Consider the following 19,740-nt stretch of genomic DNA (forward strand, 5'->3'; position numbering starts at 1 on the left):
TTTTTAAAGTTAAATTAAAGGAGCTGAATTCGTTGTATTTTCTTTCATATATTTTTTAGATATCTAAATTTATGGTTAAACGATAAATTGAGGGAGCGTTTTTGTTTTTATATTTTTTATTCTTTAATTTATTTTATATATTTAATTAACTATTAAACGTAAGTAATTATGAAGAGATTAAAGTACAGTATTTTCCCAGTATTAATTTGTATTGGATTATTTATTTCTTGTAAGAAAGAAGGTGTAGATGTGGTTAATTCTGAGTTGATTAAGTCAAAAAAAGCGCTTTTGCCAGATGGAGGAAGTGAGTCTACTCCTGGTAGCACGAGAAGTGTACATGTTGTTAAGCTTAGTAATGGACAGTTTTATGCCGGATATGCAGGCGGGCTAAGGTTTGGAAATTGGTTTACGTATCCAAGTAATCTAAATGATTATCAGTGGTATGAAAGATTTACGCCTACATTTGATACTCCAATAGGTGATTCCAATCTAATTGATTTTAGAATGGATGGACATAAATTTATTGCGGTTTTGGGGACCGCCTTAGGGGGGTTAGTCTACAAGATGAATACTAAGGATTACCTAGAGAAGTTTAAAACCACTATTCCCGCTGTATCTGATTATGTCTCGAAAGTTGGTGGTGGAACGGATGGTATTATTTTAGTGCCAGGAAAATTTCTTATTGATAAAAATGCACCTTATGGCATAGCTATATTTGATATAAATACACCCGAATATAATGGTGAAGTTGTCCCATCTTATGAATAATCTAATGTTTTAAGGAAATTTTGCCATTTTATTAAAGTGTTGATAGTGATCTAATTAGATGTTTCCTATAACAAAAGTGGCAATTTCTTTAGAAATTGCCACTTTTGTTATAGGAAATATACTGAGGGAAAAGCTGTGTTTTCGTCCTTATTTAACGCTGGTATATTTTATGAAAAGATCGATTTTAGTTTTAATTGCGCTTGTTTTTATAGGAGCTAATACGTAAGCTTTTTCTTCTAAAGCAAGGGGAAAGTGTTTGTTAGCGATAAGGTAGTTAATTACTTTGATAAATCAGGAAATCCGGTACGAACAAAACTAGCATCTTACTCTTATCAATGTATTGTTCCTGAAGGAGATGAATCGAATGGATTTTTTAATATAGTTAGCTATTATATTGCTACTGCAATAAAATCCTTAGCTTATAGCCGTGATAGCACAGTTGGGATTTTCGGGTGGAAGTATGTCGGCGAGTCAACAGTATACTATCCTGATGGACAGTTAAAAAGCTTGGAAAAATTCGATATCGATGGTTCAGCTATTGATTCATCTTATTATTACTATCCCACGGACAGACTGAAATGTTAGTTACACAAGTTGAATCAGGACAAAATCCATTCACTGGTAGCCTATAACCAAACCATATTAACTATTATATTTGGATTCTTTGGGAAATTATCTTTTGAAGCGGGGGAATGGATTTATTAGCTTCGATTATGAAAATGGTGAATATATTGAAGGTGAGCTAAAAGATAATGAAAGAGAAGGGAAATGGGAGGGCTGGAATAAGGAGAGCCGTTATGAGGAGCAATATTTAGCTGGTATTCTCCAAAGTGGAAAAAGGTTTCGTGCCAATGGCGAATTGATTTCCTACGATGCTGAGAAAAAGGAATCGGCGCCGACTTTTCTCTTAAAATGAAGCAGTTTATCGGAAGATCGATATGCCGGACAATTTAATTGCTCAATTAAAGTCTTCCATAATTAATTTACGATTTATGGTAAATAAGGATGGTAGACTCAGTAAGTTTTAATATGATCAGGATATTCCTATTAAGATCAGAAGCCAAATCACATCAGCGATTCAGGGTATCGGGCCTTGGAAGCCGGGAAGCTATCTTAAGGCCATAATTATCCCTTATAGATTCTTTTAACATGTGCTACTTCGGGCGGTTAGATTTTTACTTATCATTCAATCTCTATCTCAATATTGTCTTCAATAAATTCTGTGAGGTTGATGAGGCTCATATAGTAGCTGTTAAAAGGTGTGTCTTTAGTATTTGCGAATAGAATGCCACGGGTTGTTCCTGCGCTAATATTCGCAAGATGCTTTGCAAAGCCGCTAGGGATCTCAACACGTTTATCTGATTTTAATAGTTTTTTGAAATCTTTTGCTGTTAGCTCAAAGTAACACACCACTTCTATATTGATAAATGGTTTATCAACAGCCTCTAATAAGTAGTGTATAGCCGAAGCAATGATATTGTTCTCTATATCAACATTGAATCCGACACCGACCTTTTGGTTAATTTGCTCTGAATTAATTCCATCTTCAAAGACAGAGAACTGTTTCTCCTCAATACGAACTAGCTTAAAAGAAAATGACTCATCTTTCTTTTTCATTTTATCGTGCAATAGATTGATTGGTATATGGTGATTTCTGCGTAATTGAAGTCCGCACCGGAAGTTTTATAATCTTTGCAGTCCGTTCATAATGGCTTGAAGGGATAGAGAGAATATCAGCTATTTCTTTGTTTTCTCTTAAAGATTTAATCTCGATCAATTCAATATTCAAACACTCGCTCAGACTATACAGTGTCTCCAAGGTAAAGTTTTCATTTCCTTTCACCCATTTATTGACTAATTGCGGACTAACGCCCATCTGCTGAGCTAATTTCTTTTGAGACCAGCCTAATTGATCCAATTGTCGCAGAATATGCAGTGCTATACGTTGAGAAGCACGCAAGTGTTTTCTTCTCTTTTGCCTCGCTTTTGCACGTTCAATACTGTCAACTTTTTCATCAGAGACTATAGTTAAAAACTTGTCAAAATTTACTTCACTCATCATTACGGTTAATTATTCATTAATAAATTCATAAAAAGCATCTTCATCAAAAATTCCTTGTTCAGACAGATAGTCTTTGAATTTGTTGATTTTAATCAATTCAATACGTGTATGTTCTCTATGTTGCATCAAGTGTTGAAGCGGTAATTTAATGGCTCCTCCAGTAATTACATAGACATTTTCTGATAGTCTAAGCGCATACAATCTCAATACATTTTTTCTTCCCTTACTTCTTAATAAATCAAATTCACCAATTTGATTATTATCCAATGGTTTGAAAAACCCGTCTAATCGCTCTAGATTGTATAGTATATTGTCTTCAATATCTTCACGGTTATCCAGTATATCTTCCGCTAGTTGGTATACATCCAATTTCGGAGGAATGTCTTGTGTGTTTTCTTTTAAAAACTGTACTATATAATCAATATCATTCCACAAATCCATCAATCTATCGTATTCATTATCTTTTTGATCAGCGTAATGAATAGCAAATAGTCTACTGGCAAATATATCAACAATTTTCATTAAATAAACTTATAGGTTTATTTCTTTTGATGAATTTTACAAAAGATGAACAATATAAGGTACTGGTACTTTGTAAAGTGTAATCTATTGGGTCTTCAACCTCTTCACCTCTTCCGCCAAATCAGAAACCACTTTAGTCAAATCCAAAATTGCTTTAGTCTTAACAGTATGATCTTGAACGAGTTTTTCTAGAAGCATCTCTACTTTTCCAAGGCTGTTATAGGTAACATTTGGTTGATTGCTAAGCCCAAACGAATTCTCCGAAACGGTAAATGTGTTGTTGTTTTGGATATTAAATATGGCTTTCTCTTCATTGAAGGCGCGAATAAATTCAACGGTTACACCCAACGCATCCGCTAATTCCTTTAAATTTGGCTCAGAAATAGTCCATGAATTTTCAAACTCAGAAATTCGTCTTTGATCAAATTTACTTTCGCATTTTTGCCCTAAAGCCTCCTGTTTCACACCCATGATTTCACGAATTCTTTTTAGATTTTTTCCTTCGTGTATTTTCTCTTCTTGAAATGCAACGCCCATTTTATAGAATTTTATAAGTTTGGTATTTTACCGGTTTTTTACCATTTTTTTTGAAATAATTGGTTTTTTACCTTTGCATATAAAGATACAAATTATTGTAGATAACAACAGATTTATGATTAGTCTAAAGCTGTTTTTTGCGTAAATAATTTGTCTTTTGTTAATTAAAACAATAGATTTGCTCCATCTCATACAGGTGGATGCACTTATGAGTCTTGTTTATGGAACGTGAGAAATTTCAATTTGGAACAAGGCGATAAGTGGAATCAAACGCCCGTCTGCAATGGCGTGGCGTCCGCTTACCGTTCCAAAGGCTTCTCACGGCCCCATAAGCAGTAGGTTGGATGTCACGCCATTGTTGGTTTCTCTACCTGCTGATAGACTCGTTTTTATAAATAAGCGAGTTATGAACAAAAAGCAACAATTTAAAAACATCATCACAGCCCCCGAGTAGCTCGGCTGGTTTGGCCAAATAGGTTTTGGCTTCTCTTGCCATGGACCGCGTAACGCCAATATTATACACCTTGTGACCCCTCATTCAAACGCGCTCTGGCTCCCAGAATGAATTAATTATTACTAATGTGAACTGAGTAACATCAGGCTCCCAATAAAAAGCTGATTTCGATCGGAGGGGGATGCTATGTACTCTCGGTTACGGATTTACAGACTGAAAAATGAACAGGATTTTAGCGCTACAATTTGCTTTTGATCGTATGATCTATGATGTGCACAGTGTCGATTATGATCCTATAAAAGAGATTGAGACATTCTGGAATCACTATTCGCTGGAGACTGTATCTGCTAATACTTCGGAACTATTGATTGCTTATGTTGATGGTGACGTGAAGAAAAATAGGCTTCTGAAAGATGAGGAAATACAAGAATTTGCAACTGCCTTGTATCGCGTATTGATTGCTTATTGTATCGCCAATCATCGCCATATAGAGCTAAGTACAGTACAGCTGTCTGCAGAAGCAAAAGAACGCATCGGAAAAGAGCTAGAGTTGAGCAGAAAGCTCGCTGAGTTTTTCGGTCGGTTATCGGGATAACCACTAACAGACAAAATTATGAATACCCTAAAATTACTAGCCTTTTTAAAGGCCTATATAACCAATATATTTCAAGTACCTGTTAAGCACTACTTAAGCACAGATATAGTACTATTTACACATCTGTTGCGCAAGAAAATTAGACAAGGAAAAACGTACTTTAAAGGGACTTCGATCCTGCTAGAAAAGCGCTACACGAGCGACTTTCAATACCTAACACAGATGGAGACTTCTTCGGACTTTTGTCTGCCCAACTTCGCCCCAGCTTCTGCCTTTCATGCTATTGGCATCGAGTTTTCATCGGGATTTCATCGGGCCATACCGATCAAAACCCGATGCCGACCCGATGAAAATCCGATGAAATGTAAAAATTCGGCAGGAATTGCTCAAAAGATGCTCCACTATAGGTCGACACAAGAAACACACAAGCTTGACTATAGCGCGACCCTAGGTTCACCCTTCCTAAGCCCTTGTTATACACAAGAACGACTAAAGCATTGCACAAGTCCCACCCAACAAAAGCAAGCTTTTCAGCAGGTGGGAGAGTCTAGATTGACTTATGGAGTAGAATCTGAACGATCTGTTTTAAGGTTCTTTAAGTCGATCTGTAAGGCTTTGGTGTTTCGAGCTAACAATTTGCTTGGATTACTAGATCCAGTTGTTCAGCGGGCTTTAAAATGCCTTTTATTCGTTGCGGATTATAAGCGTGCCTATCGCATGATTTTGACATGCTTGTTTTTATGTTTTGTTTCTATGTTTAGTTTATCAGCTCAGACGCCCCGCAAGGACAGCGGGGCCGATGGGCTTTCAATCAAATCGCTGGAAGTAGGGAGCATTATTGAAAATCAATTATGGAATATGCCATTGAAGACTATCGATCACACTAAAGTTGAAAAAACAATAACATTGCAGAAGTATCGCGGCAAGAAACTTCTTATTCTGGATTTCTGGACAGTATGGTGTGCACCATGCATTCGTAAACTGAAAGAGTTATCGGCCAGTCAAACACTGATAGATACTAATGCGGTAGTAATACCCGTTACCATAAACGATGCACATGCAGCAGGCCGGATACTACAACAGAATAATATTGGTTTTTCTTCCATCTACGCAGATTCTCTCCTGAGAAAATATTTTCCCCATGTAAGCGTCCCTCATCAGATCTGGATCAAAGATGGTCGGGTAGCCTATATTACAGATGGAAACCTCACTTCCGTTGCCAATATAAATAAACTGGTGCACAACAAACCTGTTCACTTGCTGCCAAAGAGTGCGGAAATAAATCGCGAGGAACTACGTAATCTATCTAAGCCGGATATAGACTCAAATAGAATTGGACAGGTGATATTAAGTAGTGAGTTTGCTAAGTCTTTGCCATACAGTGTTTTTGCAAAATTCGACACAAAATATTCGCTGACTTTATACAATCATTCTGTTTTAGGTCTTTTGCTTCATGCGAATCGTAAAGAAATTCCTTTCGTAGGGATGCGTAATCGGGTCATATGGAACGTAGCAGATTCAACGCGGTATTGGATGGAATTGCCGGCAGAGCTTATCAATACAAAGGAGTATGAAAAGGAAAATGCATTAAGAGCTTGGAAAAGTTCCAATTTATATTGCTATTATCTTAAAAGTAACGAGATGCTGGACGAACAACAGAAGACAGATCTATTAAAATTGGATCTAGCTAAATTGCTTGAACTAAAATTTAATGCCCGATCCTACGTTGCGACAAGCAGGGTAGAAGCTTGGTGTCTCTATATTCGGGATGCAGCTGTCTTCAAAAAATGCTACAGTAAGAGTGGTGCTACAGGAAAAATAAAAGCTGACAAGGGCTATTTTAGTTTGGTCAATAGACCTCTGCAATCTTTGGTTTCCTATCTAGCCGATAATAATTATAAAGATAAATTGCCTGTTACTGATGTTACTGGTTATGCGGGGAATGTCAGCATGGATCTTTACGCTGATACGAAAAACCTCTGTGCAGTTGATGCTGCTTTGCAACGTTACGGCCTAGGGATAAAGAGAGATACAATAGCCTTGCCTATGCTGGTGATAGAAAGGAGGGGCGATCATGATTAATCGTTATTGTATACTTGCTTTCCTCGTTCTAACTACATTGCTTACTGCAAAGGGACAGTCATCTATTAAAGGGAGAGTTGTCGATGAAAAGACGCAGAAAGGTATTGCAGGGGCTACCATCAAGGCCAATCATTCGTTGATACTGGCAACAACGGACAGCGAAGGTGCTTTTGTTTTTTCTTTAAAGACATACGATACGGTCTGGATTTCATCAGTCGGGTATAAAGCAAAAAAGCTTGCTATTAAGCGTGAACAGAAAAATGTGTTGGTCAGTCTGATGCCCGAATCTGTGATGATAGAGGAGGTGCAGATCAGTACCGGTTATTATTCATTACCAAAGGAACGTGCTACAGGTAGCTTTGATTTTATCGATAGCAAGACATTGCAGCGGAATACTTCTTCGGCGATACTGGATCGATTGGAAGATATTGCTCCTTCACTTCAGTTCGACAAAAGAAAAATAGGTCAGATGAACAGCGATAATAACCGGACTGCTATGCGCCTTCGTGGTACCAATACAATCTATGCCGATGGTTCTCCTTTGATCATATTGGATAATTTTCCGTATGACGGTGATATCAATGGGCTCAACCCTAACGATATTGAATCAATAACGATGCTTAAAGATGCGGCTGCGACGTCTATATGGGGTGCAAGGGCTTCAAATGGTGTTATTGTGCTCACTTCAAAAAAAGGAAAGGGAGATCAGCCATTGACAGTCAGCCTAAATGCAGTTAATTCTTTTTCTCCTAGACCGGATTTGACGTATGGTAAGGATTTTATTAATGCCAAGGACTATATTGATTTGGAGAAAGTTTTTTTTGAAAAGGGAATATATGATGCACGGTATAGCGATGCGAGCAAATCTCCATTGTCGCCGGTGGTTACATGGCTATATCAGCATAGGAATAATAAGATTAGCGATACCGATCTGGACCAGCGATTACGTAGTGCCGCACAGATAGATCTGCGCGATGAGGCGAAGCGGTACCTTTATAGGTCTTCCTTTTTGCAGCAATACAATGTAAATATGCGGGGCGGTTCTTCGGATCTCAGTTATTTTTTCTCTGGCGGATGGGATGGACAGCGTCTCCATGATATTGGCAATAGTCAAAAAAGAACCACCTTTTCATCTTCAGTCAGTTATTATCCGATAAGTCAGCTGAAGTTTGATTTTGGATACGGCTTTATTGCAAATAACAATGTGGCTAACACGGTGGATTTTAGAAATTTTGATTACCTCTATCCTTATATGTCGTTGAAGCAGGAGGACGGAAATGCACCTGTTCTAAGGGATTATAACTTAGAATATGTAGCGGAAGCTCCAACTTCAGGATTGCTAGACTGGAACTATAGACCATTGGATGAGCTCAATCTTCAAAGTAAGCGCTCCGGCATGAATGAGAATAGGTGGTCTTTAGCGATCAATTATGGAATTGTCAAAGGAATACGCTTGTCTCTCAATCTGCAGTCATTGATGGCATCGACCAATTATCGCAATCTGGAGAAAAAGGATGCTTATTATGTACGGAATTTGGTTAATCGCTATACACAGGCCGATGGGAGCCGGGTGTTTCCTTATGGAGATATACTCAGTCAGAGCCGGCAGCAACTGACCTCTAAGTCTGGCAGACTGCAGCTTGATGTCGATCGTCAGTTTGGATCTCATCGTGTTGTATTTCTTTCAGGCATGGAGCAGCGTGAAGTGGTCACTAAGCTGGATGATTACACACTGTATGGCTATAATGATGAATTGTTAACATCACAGATGATACTTGATTATACTAAGGTTTATCCACTTCGCCCGCAGTCTTCCGGAAGAATTCCTTTTCCGATGAGTACGCTTAAAGAAAATATTGATCGATACCTGTCTTATTATGCCAATTTGGGCTATGATTGGAAATCTAAATACCTGTTGTCGGGGAGTGTGCGCTGGGATGCTTCCAATCTGTTTGGCGTCAATACCAACCAAAAGGGTATTCCGCTCTGGTCTGTTGGTTTAGCATGGAATATGGGCGACGAAAATTTCTTTAAAAACGATGTTGTTCAGCAACTGAAATGGCGTGTTTCCTATGGCAAGAACGGTAATATTGACCGAAGTATGACTGCCTATCCTACAGTGTCATATAGTGTCAACTCATCGACCAATTTACAGCAGGCCTTGGTCACATCGCCAGGTAATCAAAATCTGCGCTGGGAAAAAGTGGCGACGTTAAATGTGGGAATGGATTTCAGGATCAAAGGAAAATTTAGAGGATCAGTGGATTACTATCGAAAGAAATCGGATGATCTTATCGGTATTGATCTTATCGATCCCACAGTGTATTATGGAGGTTCTCAGGCTAAGTTAAAACGTAATTATGCGAAAATGGAAACTGCTGGAATGGATCTGACTTTGGGCTATGGAGAAATAGGCAGCAGAATTAAATGGTCCAATGAATTTTGGTTATCGAAAACTAGCAACCGGGTGACCGATTATTATGGTGACAACACTATTACTGTAATGGGCTATACAACGGGTATGGATAAGCGTCCAATAAAAGATAAGTCACTGGATGCGCTGTATAGCTTGCCTTGGTTCGGTCTTGATCATACTACCGGCAATCCCTTGGTGATCAATGATGGCGTAAGGAATACCGAGTATACCAAATATATAAATAGTTTATCAATGAATGACCTTGTTAACCATGGCAGCAGTGTGCCCATCTGGACTGGGGCTTGGAGAAATAATTTTAGATGGAAAGACCTAACCCTGAGTTTCAATATCGCTTTTAAATTAGGATACTATTTCAGACGAAATTCAGTGGAATACAGCTTGCTGATGACAAATGGCAAAGGCATGCACGAAGATTATCTCAATCGTTGGAAGCAAGCGGGTGATGAAGCTGTGACAAATGTACCGTCAAATCCTTTTGCAAATATTGCGAACAGAGATATCGTGTATACGCAGTCTGAGATATTGGCAGAAAAAGGAGATCATATACGCCTGCGCGATATCAGACTAGATTATTCGCTGTCTAAATTGCTACATAATCGCTTCAAGATAAAGGATCTATCAATTTATGGGTATTTAAACAATGTCGGAATCTTGTGGCGCAAAAATAAGCTGGGTTTGGACCCCGATTATCCGTCTGCCTCTTATTACCTTTCACCACGTATTTTTTCTCTTGGTATTAAAATGAGCTATTAACCTTAAATGAACAGAGATCATGAAAGCTAGAAATACACTAACATTACTCTTCGTCTTCTTTTCCATCCTTATGCAGGGATGTAAAAAAGAATGGCTGGAGATCCGGTCATCCAAAGGATTGGTCATACCGAGCACCCTTGTAGATGCAGAAGCTATTCTTAATAGAACGTCTATCATGAATGCCAGCAGAGCCTCGCCGCTGGGCGATATTGCCGCAGGAGATTTTGTGGTTCCACCTAGTTATTGGTCGAGTCTGGTTCCATGGCAGGCGAACGCCTACCTCTGGCGAGATGAAGTTTTTATTGATAACGTTGGGCTGGAAAACTGGGGTAACTTTTATCAGCAAATCTATTACGCTAATTTGGCGCTGGACATCCTGTCAAAAAATGATAAAACCACCGATACCAATAAATTTAATAATATTCGCGGCAGGGCACTATTCTTCCGGTCATGGGCTTACTTTCAATTGGCACAAGTATATTGCATGTCTTACAGCGAACAGAATAAAAGTAAGCGGGGTCTGCCATTGAGAGAGGGAACTGATCTCGATGTAAAATTAGACCGTTCAACGCTAGAACAAACTTATATGCTGGTTAAGACGGATTTGGAAGAAGCGGTATCCTTATTAGATAAAAACTCTGAAAACATTTATCAGCCCAATAAGAAGTCGGCACTTATGATGCTAGCAAGAGTTAATCTAATTATGCAAGACTATAAGGAAGCTTTAGTTCATAGTGACGAGGCCATAAAGATTGACGGAACACTTTTGGATTACAACAAATTGAATCTTTCCTTGGCCTACCCATTTAAAGAAAATAATACCGAAGTGATTTTTTATGCTTCCATGAGTTATGCGCAGATTATCTCGGATACTCGTATTGATGTAAACGCAGAACTGTTGAAAACTTATGAAGACAATGACCTTCGCAAGAAAGGTTTTTTTAACCTGAAAAACGGTATTTACAATTTTAAGGGTTCTTATATAGGATCTGGTGTTTACTTTGCAGGACTTGCAAAAGATGAACTTTATCTCATTCGGTCCGAATCATATTTGCGAACGGGTGATGCAGACAAGAGTCTGGCGGACCTCAATCATTTATTGATAAATCGTTACTCGGACTTTCAACCTATAAAGGATTTGCCAAACGCCGAGCTATTGAAGCGGATACTCTTGGAGAGAAGAAAGGAATTGCTTTTGCGCTGTATTGCATGGTCGGATCTGAAACGGCTTAATTTGGATAAAGAAACTGCGCGAACAATTACAAGGAGTGTTGAAGGCAGTACTTATATCTTGGAACCGAATAGTGAACGATATGCAATGCCGATTCCAAAAGCTGTAGTTGACCTGGGTAAGTACGAACAGAATTAATTATTTCTAATCAGCTATCTCCCACATATTACGAGGCGGGAGATAGCTGATTATCCGTTATTGATTAATCTTCGTTACGGAATTTTGCATCATTAAATGGGACAGAACCTCCTTTCAGTTCTGTATCATTGATATGCGTAGCTGGAGGTGTGCCATTTGAGTTGGATTCCAATTGTATTTCACAGACAATTGGAAGTTCTTCCTCGCTACAGTCGCTCGTGGGCGAAGTACTCCCCGTACTGGAGATATTTCCAGACGAATCTACAGGGTACCACATTAAACCAGCTTTATTATAGTTCTCAGCAATCTTGAAGCTGGAGAATCCAATTATTGCAGCTCCGGCTAACATCACCGTTGCATGCTTTTTGATGAAAGATATTGCTTTCATACCGAGGCCTTTTTTATAAGAGCAAAAAAAGTTTACCTCCACAAAAAACTCAATTTTTTTATTAATGACTGAATCTTTGCTTTAACGAGGCGCTTCAGTCTGTTTTATACCTCGGGATCGATTTTTACGGGCTGTCCATCACGTGTCATAATTTATTTCTATACCGGCCAAGCCGGGAATAGTGCAAATTTTCGCGGAAAGCGTATTTGAGAAGTGTGATAAAGACAGAGTGTGACAATACCTAAATGAATGGGCGGTATAAAGGTAAAGCCAATTGATAGGTTCCTTTTCTTGTACCTTTCCATGGGGCTGGTTGGGCCAGTCAAGTACCATCCCAATATGGATAACGTAAAAAGGACCATATTTACCACCAAGTGCCATTCCCACGACAAACTTTCAAATACGGATGCGCAGCCACACGGTTTCTGCGGATATAGATTGAGTAGTCCCAATGCAATATAGACACTGAAAGAGGATAATAAAGCTATAGATAGCAGTAATCCTATTTTTTTATACCGACCGGCTAAAAGGATTCCGGTAGCGAGCTCAATAGCAGGAAGTGTCAAAGAAAGAGGTTTTGCCCAGCTGCTTGGTAACGGTTGCCGGAGAAGAGCAGCTTGGAATGCGCTGGGTTCCATGAGCTTGTCTATAGCTACATAGATCCAAAAGACCATAAATGCGATTCGGATACTTTCCATTGCGATATGTGCTGTTCTTGCGTTCATTTTTTTTGTTGTTACTGTCTTTTCTAATCTATAAAAGAAGCATAAGAGTATCGGGTTGAATTTTGAATTCAACTATTTGTAAATCAGTATATTGTAAATTATTTTTCTTGGTTTGTTATATGGCTTTTATTATCTTTGTTTTATTAATGATTTAAAATCTAATCTTCTAATTCTTCTATATACTACTAGCAATAAAGGCTAGTTCGTACCTGCTAATACGCTGTAATTTTTATAAGTATCTGATTTTTAAGTTTATAATTTTATCAAAATGATATTAGAGAGGGTAGACGAATGGCAAAAGAAACAAATACGTACGATCGTTACTTTTTTCAATTATTAGACTCACAGCCTAATGCAGCGCTTGAGCAGATTTTTGCGCATTATGGCGGGAGTCTGGAAAAGTATATCCGTCGGTTTATTTATGATAATGACGATCTGGTCAAAGATGTATTAAATGAGACATTAATCGTAATCTGGGAAAAAAGGCAATTGGTCGCGAAGCTAGAAGCACCCGTATATTGGATGCAGCGCGTAGCGAAAAATAAAGCTCTTTATTACATTAGAGATGAGGCAAAATATAATAAGATTTCTCTCGATAATGGCCTGGACATGGCTAGTGGTCAATGCGCAGACGATATATTTGCCTATAACGAACTTGAGATGCTGATCTTGGAGGCTTGTGAGGAATTACCTCCCCAGGATCGGGAGCTCGTCATTAAATCGAAGTTTGAGGGTAGGAGTAACAAGGAATTAATGGCAACCTATGGAATGGCAGAACAGACGGTGAAAAATAAATTGTCTAGGGCACTGAAGGTGATCCGAAAAAAGTTGAAAGATCTTATGGGCTTATTTGTTTAATACAAGGTGAAATGATTTACAACAGAACATATGTAAAGGAACTGATTAGGAAGCGTATGGACGCGAGTATCAGTTTTACAGAATCCGATCAATTAGAAGCAGCGGAGAAAATTTTTAGTGAAGAGGAATTTGATGCAATGATTGCCGAGGTGATCGAAGAAATGTCTACTAATCGGTCAAACGAATTATCCATCGAGTGGCGGCCTGATTTTGAACAGATCCAGGCTGCGGGAGATCAGTTAGCTAAAAAAAAGAAACGGCAATTATGGTGGCGTTGTGCTGCAGCAGCAGTTTTATTTCTTTTGCTACCGGCTGTAATTGTCATGTTAAAACACAGGAATTATAGGGCTGAAATCGATCTGGAATGTGCTAGTATGTCCTCTGGTACGGAAATACCGTTGTCTGAATCTGCAGGTACAATAATGCTTGCTGATTCATCTATCATTCGATTGGATACGAATGCAACCGGAGTATTGCTTGATTTAAACGGTATTTCGCTCGCCAAGACCGCCGAGGGGGTATTGGAATTTGATAAATCATCCAGCGGGCGGGAAATAAATACAAAAGATACGGCTATCGTGATCAGAACAGCTGCTCGTCAGCAATGTGTTATAGAATTCTCTTATGGTATGCGGGTCCGGCTAAATGCCCAATCAACCCTTCGTTATCCGTTGACGCAAGGAGGAGATAGTACACATCTGTTTATCGAGGGCGAGGTGCTTATAGACATACCTAGCCAACTGTTTGGGGGGGTGATGGTAATACAAACTAGCAATGGAAAAATTTCGAGTGATTACGGAAGGTTTGAATTAGCATCTTATGCCCAGTTTACGCGGGCAACGGTATCACATGGAGAGGTGCTTGTCTCTGATCGTAGATCATACAAAAGTAAGGAGCTTCAATGTTTGGATGAAGCTGTGGTTATCAAATCCTATTTACCTAAAGGTGAAAAAGTACAACGGGATAGTCTATTTTATTTAAAGAACGGGGATTTTGAACAAGCTTCGCAATGGGCGAATGCTGTACGTGAATACAAAGATGTCCCACTGACAGAGTTTGTCTGGCAGATGAGCCGCTGGCATGGATTTACGGTCAAAAATATGAACTGCATACCGAATAAGCTCATAAGTACGACTGTGTGCTACAGGACCAATCGGGAAAAGGTCTATGCTATGATACGCGACGCTGGGGTGTTAATGTACGAGAAAAAAGGGATGATAAGTTTTTGCCCTGAAGATCATAAGGAAAGTCGTACGGCGATGAAATAAGGGAGTTTATCTTAACTTTTAGTTCAGACGGGCATATTCAAATGAGTTTTTTAAGATTGTAGTTATTACAAAGGTACCAATTCTATGATAGCACAGTTGGGCTTTAAGAGCAAGTTTGATCTGCCTGCCACTATAGCTATACTATATTGGAATTATTGATGTAGTATTATTTTAGTATTATACTATACCGAATAGGGGACGTTATTGATGCTTAAGCAAGTCGAAAAATTGGCTTCCTTGTTGGTTTATTGGATGGGAATGTTGGATATTAATGGTATATTCGTCTACCATTTAGTAACCAATTTAATTTATGAAAAATTTGATCTTTCTTCTGTTAGTATGGAGTTCTTTCCGGGTTTTTGCACAAGATATAAAGATAAAAACCGAAGGTCAGATTATTCATATTGGCACTTCTAAGGATACAATTATTCGTTTTTTTGATGCAGAAAGTGATTTCTTGGCAACAAAAGACAAATCTTATTATTATAGACAAGTTTATCCTGTTGAAAATGAGCCAAGAAGACTCTATCGTGTACAAGCCTTTTATACCGATACGAATCTTCCGAAGTTTTATGGACATAGTTTAAATTATGATGGAAAAACATTAAAGTACTTTGGCGAGAGAGTGTCTTATTTTCCTACCGGAAAGGTGGAATCTGTGGAACTTTATGATGAGCTTTCCTATTTGATTGATACCGCATATTATTATCACCCAAATGGAAAATTAAAAGCTTTGGTTTATTATGAGCCCAATAAAACAGAGGCTAAGTCCAATTTCTCTCATTATTTGCTGTATTTGGATTCGGTAGGAAATATGCTACTTCGGAAAGGAAATGGCTTTTTTAGATTTGACTATAAAAATGGTCAATATATCGAAGGTGAATTAGTTAATGATAAACGAGAAGGGATTTGGACTGGTTGGGATCATTCAAAATATGAAGAATTTTATAAAGAAGATATATTAATAAATGGGAAGCGCTATTTGCCCGATGGAAAAATTAATACATATACTGCCAAGACCATGAAGCAAGAACCCAAATATCGTGGTGATCTAATGGCTGACATTGGATTGGTTATGCGTAAAGTTCAGTTTCCCTCAGAATTTTTTGAGAAATATAAAAAGAAAACGATACTTGTCAGTTTCGTCGTTAATAAGTCTGGTGCTACTGAAGATTACGAAATTGAGGGAGATTATGATCTAAATGTCAAAAGGATGATGATTGAGGCAATGCAACGGTTAAGTAAATGGACTCCTGCCTACCTAAAAGGAATACCAGTGCGAGTGCGTTTTACAGTCCCTGTGAGATTTAATTTCGAATTAATTACGCATTAGATTTACTTAAAGTAAATATTTTGGTTTTATGATAAGTTACCGTCTTTGTTTGTCTCTATTTTACGCAAACTTAGGATTTCCATCGTCGACTTATTATTTTAGGTTATTAGGACAGTTTACAGCGAATAATCAAGCCAAATTACTTTTGTTACGTTTAAAGGTGAAAATAATGTACTGTTTTTCAGCTGCTTGTAGTTTATTATAAAATAAATGTTATCACAAAGTTATGCTTGCATTGCAAAAGTTAAAAAAAGTTATAAATTTGTATTTAACATTTTTTAACAGCTGACATTGCTGAATTAATAGATGTATGACTAACTAACATATCATATAATAATTATTGAGAAGTAAAAAAATTGCTAGCCAAGCTGCTTTATTGCCAAGAATTTAAATAAACATACTTAATTAAACATAAACATATGAAACACAAACTACTCAGTTTTTTATTGGGTGGTGCTATCCTAACTTCGGTAGCATTCGCCCAAGAAAAGAAGGTTAGTGGAAGAGTGACAGGTACAAATGGCGAGGGGTTGCCAGGCGTTACTATTGTTATTCAAGGCACTAACCAAGCCACACAAACCGACGCAAACGGTAACTATTCTATTAATGTTCCTACTGGAAAAATTTTAGTCTTTCGCTCTGTAGGCTATTCAGACAAAACAATTACCGTTGCACAAGGTTCAAGTTTGTATAATATACAACTTAGTGACAACGAGTCTGTTTTGGATGAAGTCGTTGTGACTGGTGCAGGGTTAACTGCTAGCCGTCGTTCTGTCGGTGTTGCACAGACTACAATTAAGGCTGAAGACTTAATGCAAGCAAAGCCGTCCAATGTCGTTACGGGTTTAACCGGTAAAGTTGCCGGTTTACTGGTACAAGGTGTTACATCGGGGGTTAATCCTAATTTTAGGGTTATGCTTCGCGGTATGCGCTCACTTACAGGTAACAACGAAGCCCTCATCGTTGTTGATAACGTTATAGTCCCTTCATCGATCTTGGGTAACTTAAATCCAGATGATATCGAGGATGTTACTGTACTAAACGGTGCTAATGCTGCAGCATTGTATGGTTCTCAAGCGGCCAACGGGGCCTTGATCGTAACAACTAAAAAAGGTAAAGGTAGTCTAGGCTTCCAAATAGATCTTGAGAATACGACTACATTCGAATCTGTAAACTTTCTTCCGAAGATGCAAAAGCAATTTGGATCGGGAGCTGACAATGATTTGCAGATCTATAACCCGCATGAAAATCAGCAATATGGTCCAATTTATGACGGCGTAATTCGACCAATTGGGGATCCATTACAAGATGGTAGCATCCAAAGTATTCCGTATAGCTATGCAGGTAAAAAAGGAAAAGACGGTTTCTGGGATACAGGTGTAACCAATATGACTAACTTGTCGATCTCTTCGCAGAGTGAAAATAGTTCATTACGTTTGTCAGGTCAATATTTGACTTCAACGGGTACAATTCCAGGTGATAAATACAATAGAGCCTCGGCACGGCTTTCTGGAACGCGTAGATTGGTGGAAGGACTTGATTTGACCTACTCGACATATTACGCTCAAAATAGGTACAACACGACTTCTGCTGCAGCAAATATTTATGAGCGAGTTTTAAATACGCCTGGCCAAATTCCATTGACCGATTATAAAGACTGGCAAAATAATCCATTTGCTTCCCCTGATGGTTATTTCAATGCCTATTATAATAATCCTTATTTTATGGCAGATAATTATCGTAGCCGGACTAGAAATGATTATTTTATTGGTAACTTGGAATTAAGATATAAACCAATTGAATGGTTTGATGTTTTGGGACGTGTCGGTGTTACTACATCAAATCAATCCTATAAAAATACGACTGGCGTATATACCTTCTCAGATTTTACAAAATCTTGGGCTGGAACGTCTACCTATAAATATCAAAATATTTTAGGTGGCGTTACGGACGGATTTAATTATTCTACTCGAATTGTGTCGGATTTTATAGCGCATGCCTATAATAAAACTGGGGACTTCAAAATTGACTATACTGCACTTTTTCAATTTATTCAAAATGAATATTCTGGAATGTCTGCGGGCGTATCTGGTTTAGCTGTTCCTGAGATTTATAATTTGGGTAATAGTACCAACAACCCAAGTGCTAATCAAGCGAATTACCTGGCACGTACATTTGGTTTAACGGGTAAAATTGACGTTGGCTATAAGGATTACCTATTCCTGACCGTAACAGGACGTAATGATTGGGTTTCTATTTTGGAGCCAAATAACCGTTCATTCTTCTATCCGTCAGCAGCCTTATCGTTTATCCCAACGGATGCCTTCGAAGGTTTGAAAGATTTTAAAGCTTTAGATTTCTTAAAAGTGAGAGCATCGTGGTCTAAAGTAGGACAAGTGAATTTAGGGTCATCAACAGACTTTGGTGCTTATCGTCTTTTGCCAACATTTTCACAAGGAGCAGGTTATCCATATAATGGAATTGGAGGGCATACTGTTGGTAATCAGTTAGTACAAGATGGTTTGAAGCCTGAAATGACGCGTTCTTTTGAGGTAGGTTTTGAATCTGCTTGGGCAAAAAGACGCATCAATTGGGATTTCACATATTACGATAATCGCACAACTGATAACGTTGTGCCGACGGGAATTTCTACAGCAACAGGTTATGGGTCTTATCTTGTAAATGCGGGTACAACAACAGGTAAAGGAGTTGAAACTAAATTAAATGTAATCCCAATTCGTACAGATAATTGGGAATTAAGTGTAGGTGGAAATTATGCATATTTTAATAATAAAGTTGAATCTATTGCAGAAGGACTTGAAGTTTTACAATTGGGAGCCTATACTAGTGGGTCGAGTGCTGGTGCAGGTTCTTACGCGGTAGCTGGAGAAGATTTCCCTGTATTGAGAGGTACCTATTACAAACGTGATGATTTAGGTCGAATTATCGTTGACCCTGTTACTGGATATCCTTCATCAGATGGTACACTCAAAATATTAGGTAAAGCAATGCCTACGCACACACTTGGCCTTAATTTAGATTTGACTTGGAAAGATTTATCATTCCACACGCAAGCAGAATACCGTACAGGTAATTATATTTATAACGCGGGTGGTAGTACATTTGATTTTTCGGGCGCAGGCTATAACACCGGAATTTATAACAGAGACCGCTTTGTTATTCCTAATTCTTCATATTGGGATGAGGCATCTCAATCATACGTGGAAAATACAAATATTACAGTACGCGACGGTGGACCAGGATATTGGTCAATTGCTGGGCCTCGTACGGGTATCCAAGAAAATTATATTACTTCTGCGGCATTTTGGAAAATTCGCGAAATGTCTGTGAGTTATCGTATCCCAAAATCATTTTTGGCAGGTCAAAACGTAATTAAAGGGGCTCGTGTAAGTGTTCAAGGACGTAATTTATTTATCTGGACGCCAAAATCAAATGTTTATACCGATCCAGAATATTCTGATGGAAATGGCTCGTCAAATGGTAATGCAATTGGTTTGACTAATTTGGGTCAAACGCCTCCATCAAGATATGTCGGTTTTTCTGTGAACTTAACTCTCTAATTTGATCT

The 19,740-nt window shown here is 38.3% G+C and carries 17 protein-coding genes; 11 read left to right on the plus strand and 6 right to left on the minus strand.

Features of this window, described 5'->3' with window-relative positions:
• The first annotated feature begins 168 nt into the window (after positions 1-168).
• The 3 genes from B3H30_RS02685 to B3H30_RS02695 all read left to right on the plus strand — a co-directional run bounded on the left by B3H30_RS02685 (position 169) and on the right by B3H30_RS02695 (position 1,684).
• Positions 169-768, plus strand: coding sequence for a hypothetical protein (locus B3H30_RS02685; protein ID WP_070565079.1), 600 nt, complete (start codon positions 169-171; stop codon positions 766-768).
• Between the two features lie 252 nt (positions 769-1,020).
• Entirely contained in the window at positions 1,021-1,353 is a 333-nt protein-coding gene (locus B3H30_RS02690) for a hypothetical protein (protein WP_070565082.1), read from the plus strand.
• A 79-nt stretch (positions 1,354-1,432) separates the two neighbouring features.
• Positions 1,433-1,684: a hypothetical protein gene (locus B3H30_RS02695; RefSeq protein ID WP_139144960.1), complete on the plus strand. Its 252-nt coding sequence runs from the start codon at positions 1,433-1,435 to the stop codon at positions 1,682-1,684.
• A 266-nt stretch (positions 1,685-1,950) separates the two neighbouring features.
• Here the strand turns inward: B3H30_RS02695 and B3H30_RS02700 are convergent, their stop codons facing one another.
• From B3H30_RS02700 to B3H30_RS02715, 4 genes are all read right to left on the minus strand, one after another.
• A complete protein-coding gene (locus tag B3H30_RS02700) occupies positions 1,951-2,385 on the minus strand; it encodes a hypothetical protein (RefSeq protein ID WP_070565089.1) in 435 nt (144 codons plus the stop codon).
• Position 2,386: 1 nt separating this feature from the next.
• On the minus strand, positions 2,387-2,830 hold the full coding sequence (locus tag B3H30_RS02705; protein WP_070565092.1) for a helix-turn-helix transcriptional regulator: 444 nt from the start codon (positions 2,828-2,830) through the stop codon (positions 2,387-2,389).
• Positions 2,831-2,839: 9 nt separating this feature from the next.
• Positions 2,840-3,352: a hypothetical protein gene (locus B3H30_RS02710; RefSeq protein WP_070565096.1), complete on the minus strand. Its 513-nt coding sequence runs from the start codon at positions 3,350-3,352 to the stop codon at positions 2,840-2,842.
• Positions 3,353-3,436: 84 nt separating this feature from the next.
• Entirely contained in the window at positions 3,437-3,889 is a 453-nt protein-coding gene (locus B3H30_RS02715; protein ID WP_070565098.1) for a helix-turn-helix domain-containing protein, read from the minus strand.
• Positions 3,890-4,563: 674 nt separating this feature from the next.
• On the opposite strand from B3H30_RS02715, the gene B3H30_RS02720 reads away from it, so the two are divergent.
• From B3H30_RS02720 to B3H30_RS02735, 4 genes are read left to right on the plus strand one after another with little or no spacing between them, the layout of a single operon-like run.
• Positions 4,564-4,938, plus strand: a complete 375-nt coding sequence (locus B3H30_RS02720) for a hypothetical protein (protein WP_070565101.1) — start codon at positions 4,564-4,566, stop codon at positions 4,936-4,938.
• 18 nt (positions 4,939-4,956) lie between these two features.
• The gene (locus B3H30_RS02725; RefSeq protein WP_286833155.1) at positions 4,957-7,020 is read left to right on the plus strand and encodes a TlpA family protein disulfide reductase; all 2,064 of its coding nucleotides are present in this window, start codon (positions 4,957-4,959) and stop codon (positions 7,018-7,020) included.
• Positions 7,013-10,210 carry a SusC/RagA family TonB-linked outer membrane protein gene (locus B3H30_RS02730; RefSeq protein ID WP_286833156.1) on the plus strand — a complete coding sequence of 1,066 codons (3,198 nt, stop codon included), beginning with the start codon at positions 7,013-7,015 and terminating at the stop codon, positions 10,208-10,210. The genes B3H30_RS02725 and B3H30_RS02730 overlap by 8 nt, the downstream gene beginning before the upstream one ends.
• Before the next feature lie 19 nt (positions 10,211-10,229).
• Positions 10,230-11,579 (plus strand): RagB/SusD family nutrient uptake outer membrane protein, encoded by a 1,350-nt coding sequence (locus B3H30_RS02735; protein ID WP_145330265.1) that lies wholly within the window; start codon positions 10,230-10,232, stop codon positions 11,577-11,579.
• A gap of 64 nt (positions 11,580-11,643) precedes the next feature.
• Here B3H30_RS02735 and B3H30_RS02740 read toward each other — a convergent pair whose 3' ends face one another.
• Together B3H30_RS02740 and B3H30_RS02745 are read right to left on the minus strand one after the other, a co-directional pair.
• The gene (locus B3H30_RS02740) at positions 11,644-11,967 is read right to left on the minus strand and encodes a hypothetical protein (protein ID WP_145330263.1); all 324 of its coding nucleotides are present in this window, start codon (positions 11,965-11,967) and stop codon (positions 11,644-11,646) included.
• A 158-nt stretch (positions 11,968-12,125) separates the two neighbouring features.
• On the minus strand, positions 12,126-12,692 hold the full coding sequence (locus B3H30_RS02745) for a MauE/DoxX family redox-associated membrane protein (protein ID WP_286833157.1): 567 nt from the start codon (positions 12,690-12,692) through the stop codon (positions 12,126-12,128).
• A 291-nt stretch (positions 12,693-12,983) separates the two neighbouring features.
• On the opposite strand from B3H30_RS02745, the gene B3H30_RS02750 reads away from it, so the two are divergent.
• The 4 genes from B3H30_RS02750 to B3H30_RS02765 all read left to right on the plus strand — a co-directional run bounded on the left by B3H30_RS02750 (position 12,984) and on the right by B3H30_RS02765 (position 19,732).
• The gene (locus B3H30_RS02750) at positions 12,984-13,550 is read left to right on the plus strand and encodes an RNA polymerase sigma factor (RefSeq protein ID WP_286767047.1); all 567 of its coding nucleotides are present in this window, start codon (positions 12,984-12,986) and stop codon (positions 13,548-13,550) included.
• A gap of 11 nt (positions 13,551-13,561) precedes the next feature.
• The gene (locus B3H30_RS02755; protein ID WP_286833160.1) at positions 13,562-14,818 is read left to right on the plus strand and encodes a FecR family protein; all 1,257 of its coding nucleotides are present in this window, start codon (positions 13,562-13,564) and stop codon (positions 14,816-14,818) included.
• Positions 14,819-15,128: 310 nt separating this feature from the next.
• Entirely contained in the window at positions 15,129-16,151 is a 1,023-nt protein-coding gene (locus B3H30_RS02760) for an energy transducer TonB (RefSeq protein ID WP_286833163.1), read from the plus strand.
• Between the two features lie 419 nt (positions 16,152-16,570).
• Entirely contained in the window at positions 16,571-19,732 is a 3,162-nt protein-coding gene (locus B3H30_RS02765) for a SusC/RagA family TonB-linked outer membrane protein (RefSeq protein WP_070565125.1), read from the plus strand.
• Positions 19,733-19,740: the final 8 nt, after the last annotated feature.

It is taken from the genome of Sphingobacterium sp. UBA7038, assembly GCF_002494055.1.
Classification (GTDB): Bacteria; Bacteroidota; Bacteroidia; order Sphingobacteriales; family Sphingobacteriaceae; genus Sphingobacterium; species Sphingobacterium multivorum.